The sequence below is a fragment of the Brevundimonas balnearis genome (assembly GCF_042434805.1).
Classification (GTDB): domain Bacteria; phylum Pseudomonadota; class Alphaproteobacteria; order Caulobacterales; family Caulobacteraceae; genus Brevundimonas; species Brevundimonas balnearis.
On the sequence record NZ_JBHLSW010000014.1, the window covers coordinates 58,562 to 76,644 of the forward strand.

The 18,083-nt window shown below is 70.2% G+C and carries 25 protein-coding genes; 8 read left to right on the forward strand and 17 right to left on the reverse strand.

From position 1 onward, the window contains the following. Window positions 1-25: 25 nt before the first annotated feature. Together ACFFGE_RS12820 and ACFFGE_RS12825 are read right to left on the reverse strand one after the other, a co-directional pair. Window positions 26-1,201 carry an aspartate aminotransferase family protein gene (locus tag ACFFGE_RS12820; protein ID WP_376836853.1) on the reverse strand — a complete coding sequence of 392 codons (1,176 nt, stop codon included), beginning with the start codon at window positions 1,199-1,201 and terminating at the stop codon, window positions 26-28. Between the two features lie 96 nt (window positions 1,202-1,297). After that, entirely contained in the window at window positions 1,298-2,212 is a 915-nt protein-coding gene (locus ACFFGE_RS12825) for a M28 family metallopeptidase (protein WP_376836827.1), read from the reverse strand. 103 nt (window positions 2,213-2,315) lie between these two features. Here ACFFGE_RS12825 and ACFFGE_RS12830 point away from each other — a divergent pair, with 103 nt between their 5' ends. Beyond that, window positions 2,316-2,525 carry a hypothetical protein gene (locus ACFFGE_RS12830; protein ID WP_376836828.1) on the forward strand — a complete coding sequence of 70 codons (210 nt, stop codon included), beginning with the start codon at window positions 2,316-2,318 and terminating at the stop codon, window positions 2,523-2,525. On the opposite strand, the gene ACFFGE_RS12835 is transcribed toward ACFFGE_RS12830, so the two are convergent. The 4 genes from ACFFGE_RS12835 to ACFFGE_RS12850 are packed head-to-tail and all read right to left on the reverse strand — an operon-like array spanning window position 2,522 to window position 5,522. Continuing rightward, complete coding sequence (locus tag ACFFGE_RS12835) at window positions 2,522-3,343, reverse strand: ABC transporter permease (RefSeq protein WP_376836829.1); 822 nt, start codon at window positions 3,341-3,343, stop codon at window positions 2,522-2,524. The genes ACFFGE_RS12830 and ACFFGE_RS12835 overlap by 4 nt on opposite strands. A gap of 47 nt (window positions 3,344-3,390) precedes the next feature. Then, entirely contained in the window at window positions 3,391-4,044 is a 654-nt protein-coding gene (locus tag ACFFGE_RS12840; RefSeq protein WP_376836830.1) for an LON peptidase substrate-binding domain-containing protein, read from the reverse strand. Window positions 4,045-4,059: 15 nt separating this feature from the next. Continuing rightward, window positions 4,060-4,962 (reverse strand): tetratricopeptide repeat protein, encoded by a 903-nt coding sequence (locus tag ACFFGE_RS12845; protein WP_376836831.1) that lies wholly within the window; start codon window positions 4,960-4,962, stop codon window positions 4,060-4,062. Between the two features lie 29 nt (window positions 4,963-4,991). After that, on the reverse strand, window positions 4,992-5,522 hold the full coding sequence (locus ACFFGE_RS12850; protein ID WP_376836832.1) for a prolyl-tRNA synthetase associated domain-containing protein: 531 nt from the start codon (window positions 5,520-5,522) through the stop codon (window positions 4,992-4,994). An 81-nt stretch (window positions 5,523-5,603) separates the two neighbouring features. Here ACFFGE_RS12850 and ACFFGE_RS12855 point away from each other — a divergent pair, with 81 nt between their 5' ends. Beyond that, entirely contained in the window at window positions 5,604-6,347 is a 744-nt protein-coding gene (locus tag ACFFGE_RS12855; protein WP_376836833.1) for a DUF6065 family protein, read from the forward strand. A gap of 4 nt (window positions 6,348-6,351) precedes the next feature. Here the strand turns inward: ACFFGE_RS12855 and ACFFGE_RS12860 are convergent, their stop codons facing one another. The 3 genes from ACFFGE_RS12860 to ACFFGE_RS12870 form a co-directional block, all read right to left on the reverse strand. Next, window positions 6,352-6,960, reverse strand: a complete 609-nt coding sequence (locus ACFFGE_RS12860) for a DUF6655 family protein (protein WP_376836834.1) — start codon at window positions 6,958-6,960, stop codon at window positions 6,352-6,354. Further along, window positions 6,960-7,400 (reverse strand): VOC family protein, encoded by a 441-nt coding sequence (locus ACFFGE_RS12865; RefSeq protein WP_376836835.1) that lies wholly within the window; start codon window positions 7,398-7,400, stop codon window positions 6,960-6,962. Before ACFFGE_RS12865 ends, ACFFGE_RS12860 begins: the two co-directional genes overlap by 1 nt. An 85-nt stretch (window positions 7,401-7,485) precedes the next feature. Then, window positions 7,486-7,725, reverse strand: a complete 240-nt coding sequence (locus tag ACFFGE_RS12870) for a zinc-finger domain-containing protein (protein ID WP_376836836.1) — start codon at window positions 7,723-7,725, stop codon at window positions 7,486-7,488. Window positions 7,726-7,837: 112 nt separating this feature from the next. Here ACFFGE_RS12870 and ACFFGE_RS12875 point away from each other — a divergent pair, with 112 nt between their 5' ends. After that, window positions 7,838-8,812, forward strand: a complete 975-nt coding sequence (locus ACFFGE_RS12875; RefSeq protein ID WP_376836837.1) for an ABC transporter ATP-binding protein — start codon at window positions 7,838-7,840, stop codon at window positions 8,810-8,812. Here ACFFGE_RS12875 and ACFFGE_RS12880 read toward each other — a convergent pair. The 6 genes from ACFFGE_RS12880 to ACFFGE_RS12905 all read right to left on the reverse strand — a co-directional run bounded on the left by ACFFGE_RS12880 (window position 8,773) and on the right by ACFFGE_RS12905 (window position 12,083). Continuing rightward, window positions 8,773-9,444, reverse strand: coding sequence for a trimeric intracellular cation channel family protein (locus ACFFGE_RS12880; protein ID WP_376836838.1), 672 nt, complete (start codon window positions 9,442-9,444; stop codon window positions 8,773-8,775). The two genes, ACFFGE_RS12875 and ACFFGE_RS12880, sit on opposite strands and share 40 nt — an antisense overlap. 44 nt (window positions 9,445-9,488) lie before the next feature. After that, window positions 9,489-9,728: a hypothetical protein gene (locus tag ACFFGE_RS12885; protein ID WP_376836839.1), complete on the reverse strand. Its 240-nt coding sequence runs from the start codon at window positions 9,726-9,728 to the stop codon at window positions 9,489-9,491. 34 nt (window positions 9,729-9,762) lie between these two features. Then, a complete protein-coding gene (locus ACFFGE_RS12890) occupies window positions 9,763-10,290 on the reverse strand; it encodes a DsbE family thiol:disulfide interchange protein (protein WP_376836840.1) in 528 nt (175 codons plus the stop codon). Continuing rightward, the gene (gene ccmD, locus ACFFGE_RS12895; protein WP_376836841.1) at window positions 10,287-10,439 is read right to left on the reverse strand and encodes a heme exporter protein CcmD; all 153 of its coding nucleotides are present in this window, start codon (window positions 10,437-10,439) and stop codon (window positions 10,287-10,289) included. Before ccmD ends, ACFFGE_RS12890 begins: the two co-directional genes overlap by 4 nt. Window positions 10,440-10,452: 13 nt before the next feature. Then, window positions 10,453-11,175, reverse strand: coding sequence for a heme ABC transporter permease CcmC (gene ccmC / locus ACFFGE_RS12900; RefSeq protein ID WP_376836842.1), 723 nt, complete (start codon window positions 11,173-11,175; stop codon window positions 10,453-10,455). Between the two features lie 209 nt (window positions 11,176-11,384). Then, the gene (locus tag ACFFGE_RS12905) at window positions 11,385-12,083 is read right to left on the reverse strand and encodes a MarC family protein (RefSeq protein ID WP_376836843.1); all 699 of its coding nucleotides are present in this window, start codon (window positions 12,081-12,083) and stop codon (window positions 11,385-11,387) included. A gap of 63 nt (window positions 12,084-12,146) precedes the next feature. Between ACFFGE_RS12905 and pyrF the strand changes: the two genes are divergently transcribed. Then, window positions 12,147-12,851: an orotidine-5'-phosphate decarboxylase gene (gene pyrF, locus ACFFGE_RS12910; protein ID WP_376836844.1), complete on the forward strand. Its 705-nt coding sequence runs from the start codon at window positions 12,147-12,149 to the stop codon at window positions 12,849-12,851. 3 nt (window positions 12,852-12,854) lie between these two features. Here the strand turns inward: pyrF and ACFFGE_RS12915 are convergent, their stop codons facing one another. After that, the gene (locus ACFFGE_RS12915; protein ID WP_376836845.1) at window positions 12,855-13,400 is read right to left on the reverse strand and encodes a hypothetical protein; all 546 of its coding nucleotides are present in this window, start codon (window positions 13,398-13,400) and stop codon (window positions 12,855-12,857) included. Window positions 13,401-13,498: 98 nt separating this feature from the next. Next, a complete protein-coding gene (locus tag ACFFGE_RS12920; RefSeq protein WP_376836846.1) occupies window positions 13,499-13,738 on the reverse strand; it encodes a DUF1674 domain-containing protein in 240 nt (79 codons plus the stop codon). An 83-nt stretch (window positions 13,739-13,821) separates the two neighbouring features. On the opposite strand from ACFFGE_RS12920, the gene htpX reads away from it, so the two are divergent. Genes htpX through thrS form a run of 4 tightly spaced genes read left to right on the forward strand, consistent with a single transcriptional unit; the run spans window position 13,822 to window position 17,485 of the window. Then, on the forward strand, window positions 13,822-14,772 hold the full coding sequence (gene htpX / locus ACFFGE_RS12925; protein WP_376836847.1) for a zinc metalloprotease HtpX: 951 nt from the start codon (window positions 13,822-13,824) through the stop codon (window positions 14,770-14,772). A 44-nt stretch (window positions 14,773-14,816) separates the two neighbouring features. Continuing rightward, complete coding sequence (locus tag ACFFGE_RS12930) at window positions 14,817-15,266, forward strand: iron-sulfur cluster assembly scaffold protein (protein WP_376836848.1); 450 nt, start codon at window positions 14,817-14,819, stop codon at window positions 15,264-15,266. A gap of 42 nt (window positions 15,267-15,308) precedes the next feature. Then, window positions 15,309-15,557, forward strand: coding sequence for a membrane protein insertion efficiency factor YidD (gene yidD / locus ACFFGE_RS12935; RefSeq protein ID WP_376836849.1), 249 nt, complete (start codon window positions 15,309-15,311; stop codon window positions 15,555-15,557). After that, the gene (thrS, locus tag ACFFGE_RS12940; protein WP_376836850.1) at window positions 15,554-17,485 is read left to right on the forward strand and encodes a threonine--tRNA ligase; all 1,932 of its coding nucleotides are present in this window, start codon (window positions 15,554-15,556) and stop codon (window positions 17,483-17,485) included. Before yidD ends, thrS begins: the two co-directional genes overlap by 4 nt. Window positions 17,486-18,083 lie beyond the last annotated feature (598 nt).

Consider the following 18,083-nt stretch of genomic DNA (forward strand, 5'->3'; position numbering starts at 1 on the left):
TGTGATCCCTTGGTTCAGCTCGCCGTCAGGCCGCCGTCCGGGTGCGGGCGGCCTCGCAGGTGCGTTCCAGCTTGGCGATCGCCTCGCGCGCCTCCTCCAGGGTCAGGGTCAGCGGCGGCAGCAGGCGCACGCAGTTGTCGCCGCCGCCGGCGACCAGCAGCTGCTGGCCGTCCCGGGCCCAGGCCATGAACTCGCGATTGTTCGGGACCAGCTTGATCCCGATCAGCAGGCCCTTGCCCCGGATGTCCACGATCACGTCGGGGAAGCGCTCCTTCAGCCCGTGCAGCTGCTGCTTCAGATAGCCGGCGATCTCGTTGACGTGCGCCAGGGTCTCCGGCTTCGAGATCTCGTCATAGGCCGCCAGTCCGACCGCCATGGCCAGCGGATTGCCGCCGAAGGTCGAGCCGTGCACGCCCACGGTCATGCCCTTGGCCGCCTTTTCCGAGGCCAGGCAGGCGCCGATCGGGAAGCCCCCGCCCAGCGCCTTGGCCGTCGCCATGATGTCCGGCGCCATGCCGGCCCATTCGTGGGCCCACAGCTTGCCGGTCCGGCCCATGCCGCACTGGACCTCGTCGAAGATGATCAGGACGCCGTGCTGGTCGCACAGCTCCCGCAGACCCTTCAGACAGACCTCGGGGATGGCGCGCGCCCCGCCCTCGCCCTGCACCGGCTCGACGATGATGGCGGCTGTGGTCGGGTTCGCGATCGCGGCCCTGATCGCCTCGTGATCGCCGAAGGTCAGCTGGGTGTAGCCCGGCAGGCGCGGCCCGAATCCCTCGACGTAGCCAGGGTTCCCCGCCGCGTTGATCGCCGCGTAGGACCGGCCGTGGAACGAGCCGTCGAAGCCGTAGATCTCGACTCGCTCCGGCGCGCCGTTGGCGGAGTGGTACTTGCGCGCCGTCTTCAGGGCGCACTCGACGGCCTCGGTGCCCGAATTGGTGAAGAACACCACGTCGGCGAAGCTGTCGGCGCACAGCCGGTCGGCCAGCTCCTCCTGCCCCGGGATGCGGAAGATGTTCGAGACATGCCACAGCTTGTCGGCCTGGGCCTTCACCGCCTCGACAAGGCGAGGGTGCGCGTGACCCAGGGCGTTGGTGGCGATGCCCGCCACGCAGTCCAGATAGGCCGTGCCGTCCGTGGCGTAGAGGCGGGCGCCCTCGCCGCGCTCCACCTCCAGCGGCGCGCGATTGTAGACACCCATGATGTGACCGGACACGGCAGGCTCCCTCAGGCGTGGCGGCGCGCCGGACGGGCGCGCCTCAGAGGCCTGGCGTTGTCGAACCCCGTCCGGGCTTAGTCAACCGCCGGCGGCGTGGTCGATCGCGATCCGCAGCGCCAGGTCGGCGATGAAGGCGCCGAACCGGGCCACATCCTCGCCCTCGAACAGGTCCAGCACATCGCCGGTCGAGTGGATGCGCTGGAACACCGGCGGGACGAAGCCTTCGCGCAGGCCCGGCGTCTCGCCGCCGTTGAAGGCCAGCCACATCTGGTGGGCGCCGATCGCGTCCTGGGTCCCCAGCGACAGCACCGGTAGACCGGCGGCCGAGAACACCCGGTCGTCGCTGGGCGGATAGACCGGGAAGCCGACGCAGGTCACGGCGCGCTCGGCGCACTGCAGCCGCAGCGCCCGCAGCAGCCCGGCGGACTGCTCGCCGTTGTTCTCGCCGTACATGACCGTGTCGCCATAGGCCGCGACGTCGGCGTTGATCACCGCCGCGATGCGCGACCGGTCCGCGCTCTCCAGCCACTTCCGCGCTCCGATCAGGCCCAGCTCCTCCTGATCGGTGAAGACGAAGACATAGCGGTACGGGAACGGCTCGGCCGCGCTCGTCTCCCGTAACCGAACCGCCGCCTGCATCATGGCCAGCACCGAGCCCGCGTTGTCGACGATCCCTTGCGAGAAGCCGCCCTCCAGCGGCACGGCGTCGTAGTGGGCCGTCAGGACGATGTCGACGGGTCCGCGCCCGATCGTCACGACGACGTTGCGGCCCTCCAACGGCCCGGTGCGACCGTTGCCGCCCTCGAAGGCCTGGACCTCATAATCGAGCCCCGCGGCCGTCAGCTGTTCGGTCAGCACGCGGAAGCGCTCGGCGTTGGACGGCTGCACCCAGGCGGCGGCGGCGGTCTCCAGGTCCGCGGCGGCGTCCTGGGCCGAAGCGGGCGTGGCGACGAGCGCGGCGCCCAGCGCCGCGGAGAGCAGTGTGCGGATCATGAGGTCCTCCCTGACCACGCATCTCTTCGGGACCGCATGCGGCGGTCAAGCCGGAACCCGTCGGCGGTCGCCCGGTTGGCGAGGCGCAACTCAGGAGGCTCAGATGTCCAATCACCCCGCACCGGACCGGCAGCCCGTGAAGGGACCTGACGATCTTCAGCGCAATCCCGGGATCGGCCAGTCGCCGGGTCTGAACCGCGCCGAGGGCCTTGAGCCCATCGAGGGCGACAACACGGTCGAGGGCGACACCGAGAACGACGCGGGCCCCGGCGGCGCCGTCGATCCGGACGCCAGGGGCCGGGCGAACGCCTAGCTCTTCAGCCGCCAGCCCGTGCGGAACAGGGTCCAGCAGACCCAGGCCATGACCACGGTCAGCGCCAGGCTGACCACGACGCCGATCGCCAGGCTGCCTTCCGCATGGCCGATGAAGCCCGCGCGGAAGCCGTCGATCAGATAGAACATCGGGTTCCAGTGACTGATCGTGGCGAAGGGCTCAGGCAGGTTCTCGACCAGATAGAAGGTCCCCGACAGGAAGGTCATCGGCATGACGATGAAGTTCTGAACCGCCGCCAGGTGGTCGAACTTCTCCGACCACAGGCCGGCCACCACGCCGATCAACCCCATGAGGAGGGAGGCGATGGCCCCGAAATAGACGACGGCCAGAAGGTTCGACAGACCCAGCCGGGCGAAGGGCAGGACGCACAGGGCGGTCGCCGCTCCGACCAGCAGCCCGCGCGTCGCCGCGCCGAGCGAAAAGCCGACCGCCAGCTCGAAGGGGCTCAGCGGCGGGGTCAGGAAGTCCGTCGCCGTGCCCATGATCTTGGCCTGGATCAGGCTGGAGGAGGCGTTGGCGAAGGCGTTGTTGAGGATCGCCATCATGATCAGGCCGGGCGCCACGAACTCGCCGAAGGGCGTGCCGTGCAGCGGCGGGCGCGCGCCCTGCAGCGCGACGACGAACACCATCATGTAGAGAAGCGTCGTGACCACCGGCGCGGCGACGGTCTGGGCCCCGACCTTCCAGAACCGGCGCACCTCGCGAAGATACAGGGTCCGGACCCCGATCCAGTTGATCCCCCGGTATTCGCGGGGCTGGGGCAGGCCGGACGGCCGGGTCGAGGCGAGATCGGTCATGGCCGCGCAGATGCGCCCTCGGCCGGGCCTTCGCAACCCTTGTTCCGCTATTGCAGCGGCGCGTCCCCGTCGCCGCCCTCGGCGGCGTCGATGCGCATGAGCGCGGTCAGGGCCCCGGTCCGGTCGGCCAGGGTCCTCGCCTCCAGCAACGCCTGCTTCTCCGCCGGTTCGAACGGCAGCGCCATGGCCAGGCTGTTGACCAGCGCCTCCGGCGGCGCGGCTTCCGCCGTCTCCCAGTCCACGTCCAGCCCGCGGCGCTCGAGATAGAGCTTCAGAGCCTCGAGGAACTCCGGCCGGTCGAAGTCGACTTCGTCCTCGTCCGGCTTCAGGTCGCCTTCATAGGCGGCGAACTCGGCGCGCACCTGGCGATAGGGCGCCGCGCTCGGCAGCTCGGCCTGGACGCGGAAGCGCGCCACCCCTGTAAGGGTGATCAGATAGCGTCCGTCCGACGTCTCGGCGAAGCTGGTGATGCGCCCGGCGCAACCCACGGGCGTCAGGCTGGGCAGGGTCTTGGGCCCGCCCGACGGCTGTATCATGCCGATCAGCCGGTCGCCCGCCATCGCGTCGTCGATCATGTTCAGATAGCGCGGCTCGAAGATGTTGAGCGGCAGCTGACCCCGCGGCAGCAGGATCACGCCGCCCAGCGGAAACACCGGCAGAGCCTGGGGCAGGTCGGACGCCTTCAGATAGCTGTGGGCCAAGGCGTCGTCTCCGCGTCAGGCGAACAGGATGGAGGACAGGCGGCGACGCCCGTCCTTGGCGACGTCGGACCCCGCCCCGGCGGCCTCGAAGATGGTCAGCAGCTGCTTGCGCGCCGCCTGGTCGTTCCACTCCCGATCCGCCCTGACGATGGTCAGGAGCTCGTCGACAGCGCCCTTGAGATCGCCCACCGAGGCCAGGCCGAGCGCCAGGTCGAAGCGGGCCTGATGGTCGTTCGGATCGGCCTGGACCCTGGCGCGCAGGGCCGCGGTGTCGCCGCCGCCGTTCCCGCCGCTTTCCAGAAGCTTGATCTGGGCGCGCGCGCTCTGCACATCCGGGTCGTTGCTGTCGCCCGCCATGGCCAGGGTCTGGCGCGCCTGGTCGGCGTCGCCGGTCGCCAGATAGACCTTGGCCAGTCCCGCGATCGCCTTGACGTTGTCCGGCTCGATCGACAGCACCTCGGCATAGGCCTGGGCCGCCCCGCCCCAGTCCTGCAAGGCCAGCGACTCCGCGCCGAGCGCCAGCACCTGGGCGATGTCCGACGCGGCCGAGGACCCGCCCGTCAGCTTGTCGATGAAGGCCTTGATCTGGCTCTCGGGGATCGCGCCCTGAAAGCCGTCGACCGGCCGGCCGTCGACGAAGGCGTAGACGGTGGGGATCGACTGGACCCTGAGCTGGCCCGCATAGGCCGGGTTCTTGTCGACGTCGATCTTGACCAGCTTCACCGCCCCCTTGGCGGCGCGCACGGCCTTCTCAAGCGCGGGCGTCAGCTGCCGGCAGGGTCCGCACCAGGTGGCCCAGAAGTCGACGATCACCGGCTGGCTCTTCGACGCCTCGACCACGTCGGCCATGAAGCCGGCGTCGGAGCCTTCCTTGATCAGGTCCTCGGGCGGGGCGGCGGCGGGGTCGGCGAAGCTCATGGTCATCCTCGTCAGGAACGCGTCGGGGCTCAGATGGTCGCGTCCGCGACCACAGACAAGCGGGAGAAATCCACCACGAGCGGCGTGCGGCCCAGCAGCTCCAGGAAGCGGCGGAAGTCGCGCTGCGCCAATGCGGTGGTGGCCGTGTTGGTCAGGGGATGGAAGTTGACGACCTCGGCCTCCCACAGCGCCTTGTCGAGCACGAAGGTCACGCGGCCTTCCACGTCGTTGATCAGGCCCAGCGCCGTCACCGAGCCCGGCCGGACGCCCAGGGCGCCCCACATCAGCTCCTCGTTCCCGAACGACAGCCGGTCCGAACCGATCACCCGATGAAGCGCCTTCAGGTCCACCGCGGTGTCCTGACGCGCCGAGATCAGCCACAGCCGCCTCTTCTTGTCCTTGAGGAACAGGTTCTTGGTGTGGGCGCCCGGCATGGCCGCCTTGAGCTCCAGACCCTCCTCGACCCGGAACACGGCGGGATGCTCATGGGTCGTCTGCGCCACGCCGTGTTCGGCGAAGAAGGCCAGAAGGCTGTCGCGATCGTACGGCGGCGCGCTCAAGGACGGAGGTCCGGCTTTACGGCCCGCTCCGGGCCCGGCTAGACCAAGGGCTTAGACCCGACGCGCGAGAGGGCCAAGGCCTTGGAACTGGAATGCTACCCCATGACCCACCGGCCGCCGGACATGGTGCCCGGCCGCCAGTCCCGGGCCTGGATGGACGCCTTCGCCAGCCGCCACCCCTATCGCTGCCTGCCGCTGAACATGGCCAACACCACCGGCTGGGAGATCCTGTGCCCCTTCGGCTTCACCGCCGAGTGGAACGGCGGGCCGTCCCAGGCCGACATCAAGATCACGCCGGACCGGCCCAACCCCGAGCTGGACCACTTCGTCACCTCGCACTTCTCGCGCGGCGTGCTGACGATGCACCCGCAGTATCTGTTCCGTACGCCGCCCGGCTGGGGCATGACCGCGACCGGCGCGCCCAACCACATCAAGGACGGCATCCAGCCGCTGACCGGCCTGATCGAGACCGACTGGCTGCCGTTCCCCTTCACCATGAACTGGCTGTTCACCCGCCCCTGCCGGGTGCGGTTCGAGAAGGGCGAGCCCTTCTGCTTCATCAGCCTCGTGGAGCACAGGAAGCTGGACGAGGTCGAGCCGATCATCCGCCCGCTGGAGTCCAACCCGGTGATGAAGGGTCAGTTCGAGGCCTGGAACCGCCAGCGCACCGACTTCAACAACCGCCTGGCCGGCGGCGACCCCGAAGCCGCCAAGGAGGCCTGGCAGCGCTACTACTTCAAGGGCGAGCTGCCGGAGGCCACCGGTCCGGCGCCCAAGGACCACGTCAACAAGCGCCGCCTGAAGACCCCGCGCGTGGGGCTCTGAGGCGTCAGAACGCCGTCCAGCTGTCGCCGGGGTCCGCCTCGCCGGGGTCCGCCCACTGCTGGCCCCAGGCGACGATCATCAGCACCTTGTGGCTGCGGATGCGGAACTCGCCGATCATCGGCTGCACCACCCCCAGCGGCGCGCCGCTGCGGGCGTCGTAGACGAAGGCCGAGAACTCCGCCACGCCGGTCCGGTCCCGGCGGCTGTAGAGCGACAGCTCCGGCAGCGACACGACGTTGAGGTTCTCGTTGATCGGCACCGCCAGGGGCGGAATGCCCACCACCCGCCGCATCTGCTCCAGCGCCAGCGTGCCGGCCCGTATCTCCAGGATCACGTCGGCCGAGGCCTTGTCGGAGGCGAGGGCGTGACCGGCTTCCGACAGGGCCTGGCGCACCGCGCTGATCGCATAGGCCGCGCCCTCGGCCTGGAAGTAGGCGTTGTCGACGAAGATGCGGGCGCTTTTCTCGACCGGAAGCTCGAGACCCTCCACGGCCTGATCGGCCGCGCGGGCCAGCAGCAGCTGCTCGGTCGCGGTGCGCCCCGTGTAGGACTCCGACACCTGGGCGCAGCCGGCGAGAAGCGCGGCCGCCGTCACGATGATCGCGGCCCGCATCACCAGGTTCCCGTGTTCGGCATGGAGGCCCAGGGCTCGGCCGGCGCCTGGGGCTCGCCTTCCTGCAACAGCTCGATGGAGATGCCGTCGGGCGAGCGGACGAAGGCCATGCGCCCGTCGCGCGGCGGCCGGTTGATGGTCACGCCGCCGTCCGCCAGCCGCTGGCAGGCCGCATAGATGTCGTCGACCTTGTAGGCCAGGTGCCCGAAATTCCGGCCGCCGGTATAGACCTCCGGGTCCCAGTTGTAGGTCAGCTCGACCTCCGGCGACCGCTCCGCGGCCGACCGGTCCAGATCCTTCGGCGCGGCCAGGAAGACCAGGGTGAAGCGCCCCGCCTCGTTCTCCATGCGCCGCACCTCCCGCAGACCCAGAAGGTCGCACCAGAAGCGCAGCGAGACGTCGAGGTCCGTCACCCGGACCATGGTGTGAAGATAACGCATGGATCGGCTCGTCAGCGGGGAGAAGCCCCCTGTTTAACCGGTTACGCCGGCGATGCGAGTCACAAGGCGTGACGACCCGCCGTCGTCAGTGCGCCTCGGGCCCACGCGCGGCGGGGCTTTCATATTCGCTCTCCGGCCGCACCGAGGCCGTGAGCACGAACCGACGGTCGCAATAGCCGCACTCCACGGCGTCGTCCTCGCCCATGTCCAGATAGACGAGCGGATGCCCCAGCGCGCCGCCGCCGCCGTCGCACGCGACGCGCTTGGTGGAGACCACGATCTCCTCGGGCGGCGGGACCATGACGTCGGGATGGCGAGGCGGCATGACAGACTCCGGCCGGGGTCGGCCTTGGCGTAGGGGTGCGCGCGGCATACCTATGCGCCCGACAGACGCCCGTCAAACGGGCGCGCCCTCTCTTTCCGGACCTTTCCGATCCATGACCTCCTCCGCCGACCTGCCCGACTTCGCCATCGAGGTCCGGGGCCTGAAGAAGACCTACGCCGGCTCGAAGAAGGCTCCGCCGAAGGTGGCGCTGAAGGGGGTGGATCTGGTCGTGCCGCGCGGCTCGTTGTTCGGGCTTCTGGGGCCGAACGGCGCGGGCAAGTCGACGCTGATCAACATCCTGGCCGGGGTGGTGAACAAGTCCGAGGGCGAGGTGCGCATCTGGGGTCGCGACATCGACGCCCAGCCTCGCGCCGCCCGCGCCGCGCTCGGCGTCGTGCCCCAGGAGATCGTCGCCGACGTCTTCTTCACCCCGCGCGAGGCGCTTGAGGTCCAGGCCGGCTTCTACGGCGTGCCCAGGGGCGAGCGCCGCTCGGACGAACTGCTGGCCGCGCTCGGCCTGTCGGACAAGGCCAACGCCTACGTCCGCGCCCTGTCCGGGGGCATGAAGCGCCGTCTGATGGTGGCCAAGGCGCTGGTCCACAATCCGCCGGTGCTGATCCTCGACGAGCCGACCGCCGGGGTGGATGTCGAGCTGCGTCGCCAGCTGTGGGAGTACGTCCGCCGCATCAACGCCGAGGGCGTGACCATCCTCCTGACCACCCACTACCTGGAGGAGGCGCAGGAGCTCTGCGACACCATCGCCATCGTCAACCGGGGCGAGGTGGTGGTCAGCGAGCCGACGGCCACGCTGCTGCGCCGCCTCGACACGCGCAACGTGGTGGTGACGCCGGACGCCCCGCTCCCGGCGCCGCCGGCGCTTCGGGGCCTGCAGGTCGCGGCCCGGCCGAACGGCGCCTTCGCCGTGACCTATCGCCTGGGCGAGGGCACGGTCGAACAGGTGCTGGCCGCCGTTCGCGCCGCCGGCGTCGGCATCAAGGACATCGCCACCGAGGATCCGGACCTGGAGGACGTGTTCCTGGCCCTGACCTATGGCGACCCGTCGCGCCCGTCGCCCACCGCCGACTGAGGCCTGGCGCCGTAGGCGGGAAGGCCCAGCCGCCAGACGATCGCCGCGGCCCGCAGCGCGAACCCCAGCGCCGCCGCGACCAGCGCCGCCAGCCGCGTCGAGGCCCCCAGCTCCACCAGCCCGACCATCGCGCCCGACGCCAGGGCGGCGGCGGTGACATAGAGCTCGGGCTTCATCAGGATCGACGGCTGGCCCGCCAGCACGTCGCGGATGATCCCGCCGAGGCAGGCGGTGACGACGCCGAGCGCGAAGGCCGGCAGCGGCGCCACGCCGAACGACAGCGCCTTTGAGGCCCCGTACACCGCATAGGCGGCCAGCCCCACCGCATCCAGCCAGGCCAGCGCGGCGCCGCTCCACAGCCGGCGCGGGGCGATCCACACCGCCAGGGCGCCGGCGAAACAGACCAGCAGCGTCGCGTTCTCCGCCACCCAGAACACCGGCGCGCCGATCAGCAGGTCCCGCGCCGTGCCGCCGCTGACCGCCGTCACCACGCCGAAGAAGAGGAAGGTCACCAGCGTCTGGCGCCGCTCGGCCGCCAGCACCGCGCCGGACGCGGCGAACACCCCGATGCCCACGTAGTTCAGGGCCTCCAGAACGGGGCCGATGACGAGGATGACGTCGTCGGGCGGCAAGGTCGGTGCTCCGCTGGCGTCGCCCGGGCGACGGGCCGGAGCCTCTATACCCGAATGTCGAGCAGGGCGCCGGGTCGACGGGGCCGTTCCGCGTCGGCCTGGGCCGCAGCGGGGGCGATGGCGCGCGCCTCGACCGGCGCCGGGGCCGGCTCCGACGCCCGCGCGGCGGTCAGGGCGGCGCGGAAGAAGGCGGCCTGGGCGTTCAGCGCCCCCTGCGCCGTCGGCGGCGTCTGGGCCCGGCCGAGACTGTTGAAGACCTGCGCGGAAAGGGGCGGCGTCGACATGCCGACAGGGTTAACCAGTCCTGTCTAGGAAGGGTTAACGCAGCGCCGAGGTCAGCCGCTCGACGTCCTCGGGGAGGAGCGGCCCCGCATGCTTGGCGACGATGGTCCCCTGGGCGTCCACGGCGAAGGTCTCGGGCACGCCGGAGACGCCCAGGTCCAGCCCCGCCTCGCCCTCGCGGTCCACCAGCACCAGCGCGAACGGGTCGCCCAGTTCTTCGAGGAAGGCGCGCGTGTCGGCCGGATCGTCCTTGTAGGCGACGCCCACGACGTGGATCCCCTGCGCCTGCATGGCCATCAGCTGCGGGTGCTCGATGCGGCAGGGCGCGCACCAGCTGGCGAACAGATTGACGATCATCGGCTTGCCGACGCCCGCGGTCTTCAGGTCCAGCACCTCGGGCGGACCGTCGCCGCTCGACAGGCGAGGCAGCACCGTCTCGGGGATCGGCTGCCCCACCATGGCGTCCGGCTTGTAGACCGGGTCCCGGTTCAGCGACCAGCCGACGAACAGGGCGGCCAGGAGCACCAGCACGACCAGCGGGATGAGCGACAGCCAGCGGCTCACCGGTCGTCCTCCGTCTCCAGCCGCGCCAGCTCGCGCCGCCAGCGCCGCGCCGCCAGCGCGCCGCGCACGACCAGGCCGAGGAGCGCGACCGCGCTGATGGCCCAGGCCGACCAGACGTAGACGCCGTAGGGGCTCATGTCGAAGTCCATCCGCGCCCTCCCCTCAGGCCCGCCAGGCCGCGCGGGCCTGGATCGCGCGAACCCGCCGGCGCACGACCTCGGTGCGGATCGCCGTCAGCCACAGCGCCAGGAACAGCACGCCATAGGCCGCCATCATCGTCAGCAGCGGCCACAGGAACTCGCCGGTCATGGACGGCCCGTCGGCGCGCAGGAGGGAGGCGGGCTGGTGGAGCGTGTTCCACCAGTCGACCGAGAACCGCACGATCGGCAGGTTGATCAGGCCGACCAGGCCGAGCACGGCGGCGGCGCGCGCGGCCCTGGCCTCGTCCTCGATCGCCGACCTCAGGGCCATGTAGCCGAGGTAGAACAGGAACAGCACCAGCACCGACATCAGACGCGCGTCGCCCCAGACCCACCAGGCGCCCCACATCGGCTTGCCCCAGACCGCGCCGGTGACGAGCGCCAGGCCGGTGTAGACGGCGCCCGGCAGGGCGGCGGCCCGCGCCGCCGCGTCCGCCAGCGGATGGCGCCAGATCAGGACGAAGAAGCTGGAGATCCCGAGCGCCGCATAGATGCCCAGCCCCACCGACGCGGCGGGCACATGCACGAACATGATCCTGACCGTGTCGCCCTGCTGGTAGTCCTCCGGCGCGGCGAAGGCGAGCCATGTCCCCGCCGCGAGCAGGATCGCGGCCAGGGCCCACAGCGGCGCCGTCAGCCCGCGCGTGACGCGCATGAAGCGATCAGGGTTCGCCAGTCCGAACATGGCGGGGCCTTACGGCTCCCCGGCGCGGCCCGCAAGCGCGCCGGGGTCGCGGGGCCTGGTCAGTCTCCTCCCCCGTGCAACGGGGGAAGGGGACCGCGAAGCGGTGGAGGGGGCGACGGACGGAGCCCGGCGCGTGCCGCCGCCCCCTCCGTCTCTTCGCTGCGCGCCGATCCACCTCCCCCGCCGCGCGGGGGAGGAGACTTGTGAACTCAGTGTCCGCCGCCGGGATAGGGGCTGGTGACGCCCGCGCTGATCATGCCGGGGATCGCCTCGCCCAGGCCCGCGAGGATGAACTGGATCGCCAGGGCGCACAGGATCAGGCCCAGCACCCGCACGACGATGGCCATGCCGACCTCGCCGAGCAGGCGGCTGATGGGCCCGGTGAGGCCGAAGCAGATGAAGGTCGCCAGGCCCGCCGCCCCGATGGCCACCAGGCCCGCGACGGCGCCCGCCGGGCCGATCTCCTGCGCCTCGCCCGCCTGGATGATGATGGTCGAGATGGCGCCGGGCCCGATCAGCAGCGGCATGGCGAAGGGCACGATCAGCCGCTGGAAACGTCGACGGGCGTAGCCGCGCACATCCGCCAGATCCTTGGCCGCGTCGGCGTCGGCGAAGATCTTGAGGAAATCCTCCCGCGCCATGTCCAGGCCGAGCAGCAGCAGCAGAATGCCGCCCGCGATCCGGAAGGCCGCCAGCGAAATGCCGAAGAACTGCAGCAGCCACAGGCCGGTGAAGAAGAAGAAGGTCAGGAAGGCGACGATGAACAGGCAGATCAGCGCCGACACGTTGAGCCGCTGCGACAGGGTCGCGCCCGCCGTCGCGGCGGCGAAGATCGGAACGTTGCCGATGGGATCGACCAGGGCGAACAGCGCCACGAACAGGTTGACCCCCAGATCGACCGCGTCCATGCCTCGCCCCGCCCAGCTTCAAGAATCCCGCGCCCCGTTTAGCCCGAGATGAGGACTCCGTCGATGACCGCAGACCCCCGCCTGATCGTCGGCCTGGACGTGGGGTCGGTGGACGCGGCGCGGGCGGTCGTCGAGCGGCTGGGCGCGGCGGTGAGCTTCTACAAGGTCGGGCTGACGCTCTTGGCGCGCCCCGGCGGCGTCGCCTTCGCCCATGAGCTCGGCGCGGCGGGCAAGCGGGTGTTCCAGGACTGGAAGCTGCACGACATCGGCGCCCAGGTCGAGGGCGCGGCCCGCGCGGTGGCCGAGGGCGGCTGCGACCTGCTGACGGTCCATGCGGAGCCCCAGGTCATGCGCGCGGCGGTGAAGGGGCGCGGCGATCACGCGACCCGGATCCTGGCGGTGACGGTGATGACCAGCCTGTCCGACGGGGACTTGAGCGAGATCGGCTACGGCTTCACGGCGGCGGACCTCGTGGAGCGCCGCGTGCGTCAGGCCGTCGATTGCGGCGTCGACGGCGTCGTCTCGAGCCCGCTGGAGGCGCGGCGCGTGCGCCAGATCGCGCTTGAGATGGGCAAGCCGGACCTGCTGATCGTCACGCCGGGTGTGCGGCCCGCCGGGGCCGAAAGGGGCGACCAGCAGCGGGTCGCCTCTCCGGCCGAGGCGCTGTCGGAGGGCGCGACCCATCTGGTGGTCGCGCGCCCCGTCGTCGCCGCCGACGATCCGGCCGAAGCGGCGCGGGCCATCGTCGCCGAGATGGCCGGCGTCTAGGCCTCAGTCGTAAAGCGGAATCTGCGGGCAGTCGCAGCCGTAGCCGTGGTGGCCCTGGGAATAGCTGTAGCCGCCATGCACGCGGCCGTAGGCCGGGGCGCGGTCGTCCTGGTAGCCCCACTCATCTCGGTACCCGCGGTGAGGACGCCCGAAATCGCCCCGGGCGTAGCCGTGACCGTACCCGTAGCCGAAGCTGGACCGGTGCTCATAGCGGCTGTAGCGCCGCTCGCAGGACGAATAGCCGTAGCGCCCGCCGCAGTCGCCTCGGTAGCCGTACTGCACATGCCCCTGCGGCTGGCCGTGGCCATAGCCGTAGCCGTAGCCGTAGCCGTATGACGGCGCGACATAGCCGTAGGCGCCGTGGGCTCCCACGCCGCCGTAGCCGTAGAGATAACTTCCCTGGCGTCCGAAGCCCTGGGCGGGCTGATAGGACTGCGGCGGCGCGTAATGGCGCTGGCCGTAGGTATGGCCGTAAGCCTGGGCCGAGGCCGCGCCGGCGGCCGCGAACAGGGCGACGCCGGCGAGGGCGGAGAGGACGAAGCGCGACATCTGAATGCTCCTGGACAGCCGTTAACGGAGGTTAACGCCATCTTCGCCGCTTCGTTCGATTTTCGCTCGCCGGGCGATATCGGGCCGCCGGACGCGCCTCAGAAATCGATCGCCAGGCCCTTCTTCTCCCAGTCGCCGTAGCGGGTCGGCTCCGGTCCGCGCGGGCCGCCGTCCTCAGGAGGAAGGTCGGGACGTGAATCGGCACGGCGCCGCGCGGCGGCCTCCAACAGCGCCTGGCGCGCCACGGCGCTGATCGGCCGCTCGGGCGTGGCGTTCGGCACGTCGGTGTTGAACGGCTCCGGCCCGTCGTCGGCGGTTGGGGTAGGCTGTTCGGTCACAGGCCCGGCCTCTTGAGGAAATCCAGCGTCGCCAGCACATAGGCGGTCGGAAGGCTGGGGGCCATGCGGCCGAGTAGACGATTATGAATCACCTGAAGACCTTCATGCTGCTGGCGGCGCTGACGGCGCTGTTCGCCGGCGTCGGCTATATGATCGGTCAGACCACCGGCATGCTGATCGCCCTGGTGTTCGCCGGGGGCATGAATCTGGTCAGCTACTGGAACGCCGACAAGATCGTGCTGCGCATGTACCGCGCGCAGCCCGTCGACGAGAGCCATCCCAACGCCGTGGTGCGCACCTACGTGGCCGACGTGAAGGCGATGGCCGAGCGCGCCGGCATGCCGATCCCGAAGATCGCCATCATCCCCAACGACCAGCCGAACGCCTTCGCCACCGGCCGCAATCCCCGGAACGCGGCGGTCTGCGCCACCACGGGCCTGCTCGACATGCTGACCCGCGAGGAGATCCGGGGCGTGATGGCCCACGAGCTGGCGCACGTGAAGAACCGCGACACCCTGGTGATGACCGTCACCGCGACGGTGGCGGGGGCCATCTCGGCGCTGGCCAACTTCGCCCTGTTCTTCGGCGGCGACCGCGACCGGCCCGGCGGCCTGATCGGGACCCTGGCCCTGATGATCCTGGCCCCCATGGCGGCCGCGCTGGTGCAGATGGCGATCAGCCGGGCGCGCGAGTACGAGGCCGACCGCGTGGGCGCCGAGATCGCGGGCGACCCCCATGCGCTGGCCTCCGCGCTGGAGAAGATCGAGGCCTATTCCAAGCGCATCCTCAACCCGACGGCCGAGCGCAATCCGGCGTCCGGACAGCTGTTCATCATCAACCCCCTGGCGGGCCGGGGCGCGGACAATCTGTTCTCGACCCACCCGGCGACCGGCAACCGCGTGCGCGCCCTGATGGAGCTGGCGGTGAAGATGGGGATGTCCGCCCGCGCGTCGTCGCCCGAGCCGCGCCGCACGGTCCAGGCCGTGCCCCTGACCCAGCCCGCCGCCGGCCACCGTCGCGGCCCCTGGGGCTGAGGGCGGCGCTGGCGAGGGGCGGTTTGTCCGCCTATGTTCCAGCCGTGATCGACGACCTTTACAGCGCGCGCATCCTGGGTCTGGCGGCCAACATGCCGAGGACCGGGCGGCTGGCCGCGCCCGACGGCTCGGGCGAGGCGGTCGCCAAGCTGTGCGGCTCCCGCGCCGTGGTCGACGTCGTGCTGGATCAGAACGCCCGCATCGTCGACTTCGCCCAGACCGTGAAAGCCTGCGCGCTCGGCCAGGCCGCGGCCGGGGTGCTGGGCGAGGTCATCGTCGGCGCGGACGTCGCCGAGGTCCGTCGGGCGCGGGCCGACATGGCCGCCATGCTGAAGTCCGGCGGCGAAGGCCCTACCGGCCGGTTCGAGGGCCTTCGCGCCCTTAAGCAGGTCGCCGACTACCCGGCGCGACACGCCTCGACACTGGTGGCGCTGGACGCCACGCTCAACGCCATCGACGCCGCGCTGGCGTCCCGAACTCGCCGCGCCGGATAGGCTGCGGTTGCCCCCCGGCTCCGGTCGGGAGATAAGCCCGCGATGCCTTCCGGCGACACCCTTTACGAACGCGGCGTGCGGCTGGCCCATCGCGGCTACAAGCTGACGCTCAGCCCCCTGATAGGCCAGCAGTGCCGTTTCCTGCCCACCTGTTCGGACTATGCGCGCGACGCGCTGATCCAGCATGGACCGGGCCGGGGGGGATGGCTGACGCTGCGCCGCCTGTGTAAGTGCCACCCCTTCGGCGGGTCGGGTTTCGACCCGGTCCCTCCCGCAAAGACCGACCGATGATCGAACTGAAATTCCCTGACGGCGCCGTTCGCGAGTATCCCGCCGGGACGAGCGCCCACGATGTGGCCGCCTCCATCTCTCCGTCGCTGGCCAAGAAGGCGGTGCTGGCCGAGCTGAACGGCGAGCAGCGCGACCTGCACCGGGTGCTCGAGACCGGCGGGTCCTTCCGCCTCATCATGCGCGACGACCCCGAGGCGCTCTACACCATCCGCCACGACACGGCCCATGTGCTGGCCGAGGCCGTGCAGAAGCTGTTCCCCGGCACCCAGGTCACCATCGGCCCGGCCATCGAGGACGGCTTCTATTACGACTTCTATCGGGACGAGCCGTTCTCCACCGACGACTTCGCCGCCATCGAGAAGGAGATGGCGAAGATCGTGGATCGCGACGCCAGGTTCGAGCGCGAGGTCTGGGACCGCGACGAAGCCATCACCTTCTTCGAAGCGCGGGGCGAGAAGTTCAAGGCCGAGCTGATCCGCGACCTGCCCGCCGACGAGACCATCACCGTCTATCGCCAGGGCGAGTGGCTGGACCTGTGCCGGGGGCCGCACTTCCCCTCCACGCGCCATGTCGGCAAGGCCTTCAAGCTGACCAAGCTGGCGGGCGCCTATTGGCGTGGCGACAGCAAGCGCGAACAGTTGCAGCGCATCTACGGCACCGCCTGGGCGACCAAGGAGGACCTGGACGCCTATCTGAAGCGGCTGGAGGAGGCCGAGAAGCGCGATCACAGGAAGCTCGGCCGCCAGATGGAGCTCTTCCACATGCAGGAAGAGGGCCGGGGCATGGTCTTCTGGCACCCCAAGGGTTGGGCGCTGTGGCAGGTCATCGAGGCCTATATGCGCCGCCGCCTGGACGCCGCCGGCTACGTCGAGGTCAAGACGCCCCAGGTGCTGGACCGCAAGTTCTGGGAGGCGTCCGGCCACTGGGAGAAATACCGGCCCAATATGTTCGTCTGCGAGACGGTGGAGGGCGAAACGCTCAGCCTCAAGCCGATGAACTGCCCCGGCCACGTGCAGATCTTCGGCATCGGCCAGCGGTCCTATCGCGAACTGCCGCTGCGCATGGCCGAGTTCGGGGCGTGTCACCGCTATGAGCCGTCGGGCTCGCTGCACGGCCTGATGCGGGTGCGCGGCTTCACCCAGGACGACGCCCACATCTTCTGCCGCGAGGACCAGATCGTGGAGGAGACGGCGAACTTCATCGCGCTCGCCCGCAGCGTCCACGCGGACCTGGGCATGGAGACGGCCTACATCAGCCTGGGCACCCGGCCCGAGGTGCGCGCCGGCACGGACGAATTCTGGGACAAGGCCGAGGCCCTCATGCTGGAGGCCGCGCGCGCGGCGGGGTCCGAGCCGGTGGTGACGCCGGGCGACGGCGCCTTCTACGCGCCCAAGCTGGACTTCATCGTCAAGGACGCCATCGGCCGCGAATGGACCTGCGGCACCATCCAGTTGGACTATGTGCTGCCCGAACGGCTGGGCGCGGAATTCGTCGGCGAGGACGGCGGCAAGCACCGGCCGGTCATGCTGCACCGGGCCATCCTGGGCAGTTTCGAGCGGTTCATCGGCATCATGATCGAGAACTACGCCGGGGCCTTCCCCCTGTGGCTGGCCCCGGTCCAGGCCGTGGTCGCGACCATCACCTCGGACGCCGACGACTATGCCCATCAGGTCGCCGCCCGCTTCAAGGCCGCGGGCCTGCGGGTCGAGACCGACCTGAGGAACGAGAAGGTCGGCTACAAGGTGCGCGAGCACTCGGTCGGCAAGGTCCCGGTCATCGCGGTCGTCGGCCGCTCCGAGGCCGAAAAGGGCGAGGTGGCGATCCGGCGGCTGGGCAGCCAGGAGCAGACGGTGGTCAGCCTGGACGAGGCCGTGCGGCTTCTGACCGAGGAGGCGACCCCGCCGGATTTGCGGCGGACCTCGCGCTGAGACGCGCTAGGTTCCGCGATTAGTTCCGCCCCGGTCTGATTTGACGCCTTTCGGGACGTCGAAAGTCGGCCGTTGGAGCTGTCGTCGGCAGCCCCTCGAAGAGAGGCATAGTTGGTCGCGATTCGCGCGAGGCGTGCTCTAAGGTTACGCTGCTGGCTCGAATCGTTGACCCATCGAGGCTAATAGGCTTGGCGAAGTGGCGACCAGACCTGTCAGAGAACTCGTTTTTCGGGGCTCTCGTCATTGTTGTGGGCGGGGTCGGCTCTGTCATCGGCGTGAGCTCCCTCTTTATCAAAGAATCTGCAGCGCTTCTCGGTTTGGCCGCAGGTGCAGGGTGGACTTTAAGCCTATCTCTGTTCGTCATGAATGCGCGCGAACGAAAGCGAGTTAGACAGTTGGAGAGCGAGCTCGGCGCGCAGAAGCGAGCCGCTTCTGCAGAGTCGAAAGCGTTGCGAGCCGACTTGGAGGCTACCCGGCGTCACGCGGGGGATTGGGCTGCCAGTGCGAAAAATGTTCGGAATAAGTAGATATGGGCTTAGAGGGTTAGCCGAGAGGCAGCATAGGCTGTGTGACGACCTTGCCCCTAGCAACCGAAGGG

Excerpts from the sequence above, each read along its gene's own strand:
- ACFFGE_RS12820 (WP_376836853.1), bottom strand. The coding sequence starts at position 1,201 with ATGGGTGTCTACAATCGCGCGCCGCTGGAGGTGGAGCGCGGCGAGGGC.
- ACFFGE_RS12825 (WP_376836827.1), bottom strand. The coding sequence starts at position 2,212 with ATGATCCGCACACTGCTCTCCGCGGCGCTGGGCGCCGCGCTCGTCGCC.
- ACFFGE_RS12830 (WP_376836828.1), top strand. The coding sequence starts at position 2,316 with ATGTCCAATCACCCCGCACCGGACCGGCAGCCCGTGAAGGGACCTGAC.
- ACFFGE_RS12835 (WP_376836829.1), bottom strand. The coding sequence starts at position 3,343 with ATGACCGATCTCGCCTCGACCCGGCCGTCCGGCCTGCCCCAGCCCCGC.
- ACFFGE_RS12845 (WP_376836831.1), bottom strand. The coding sequence starts at position 4,962 with ATGAGCTTCGCCGACCCCGCCGCCGCCCCGCCCGAGGACCTGATCAAG.
- ACFFGE_RS12860 (WP_376836834.1), bottom strand. The coding sequence starts at position 6,960 with ATGCGGGCCGCGATCATCGTGACGGCGGCCGCGCTTCTCGCCGGCTGC.
- ACFFGE_RS12865 (WP_376836835.1), bottom strand. The coding sequence starts at position 7,400 with ATGCGTTATCTTCACACCATGGTCCGGGTGACGGACCTCGACGTCTCG.
- ACFFGE_RS12870 (WP_376836836.1), bottom strand. The coding sequence starts at position 7,725 with ATGCCGCCTCGCCATCCCGACGTCATGGTCCCGCCGCCCGAGGAGATC.
- ACFFGE_RS12875 (WP_376836837.1), top strand. The coding sequence starts at position 7,838 with ATGACCTCCTCCGCCGACCTGCCCGACTTCGCCATCGAGGTCCGGGGC.
- ACFFGE_RS12885 (WP_376836839.1), bottom strand. The coding sequence starts at position 9,728 with ATGTCGACGCCGCCCCTTTCCGCGCAGGTCTTCAACAGTCTCGGCCGG.
- ccmD (WP_376836841.1), bottom strand. The coding sequence starts at position 10,439 with ATGGACTTCGACATGAGCCCCTACGGCGTCTACGTCTGGTCGGCCTGG.
- ccmC (WP_376836842.1), bottom strand. The coding sequence starts at position 11,175 with ATGTTCGGACTGGCGAACCCTGATCGCTTCATGCGCGTCACGCGCGGG.
- ACFFGE_RS12905 (WP_376836843.1), bottom strand. The coding sequence starts at position 12,083 with ATGGACGCGGTCGATCTGGGGGTCAACCTGTTCGTGGCGCTGTTCGCC.
- pyrF (WP_376836844.1), top strand. The coding sequence starts at position 12,147 with ATGACCGCAGACCCCCGCCTGATCGTCGGCCTGGACGTGGGGTCGGTG.
- ACFFGE_RS12915 (WP_376836845.1), bottom strand. The coding sequence starts at position 13,400 with ATGTCGCGCTTCGTCCTCTCCGCCCTCGCCGGCGTCGCCCTGTTCGCG.
- htpX (WP_376836847.1), top strand. The coding sequence starts at position 13,822 with ATGAATCACCTGAAGACCTTCATGCTGCTGGCGGCGCTGACGGCGCTG.
- yidD (WP_376836849.1), top strand. The coding sequence starts at position 15,309 with ATGCCTTCCGGCGACACCCTTTACGAACGCGGCGTGCGGCTGGCCCAT.
- thrS (WP_376836850.1), top strand. The coding sequence starts at position 15,554 with ATGATCGAACTGAAATTCCCTGACGGCGCCGTTCGCGAGTATCCCGCC.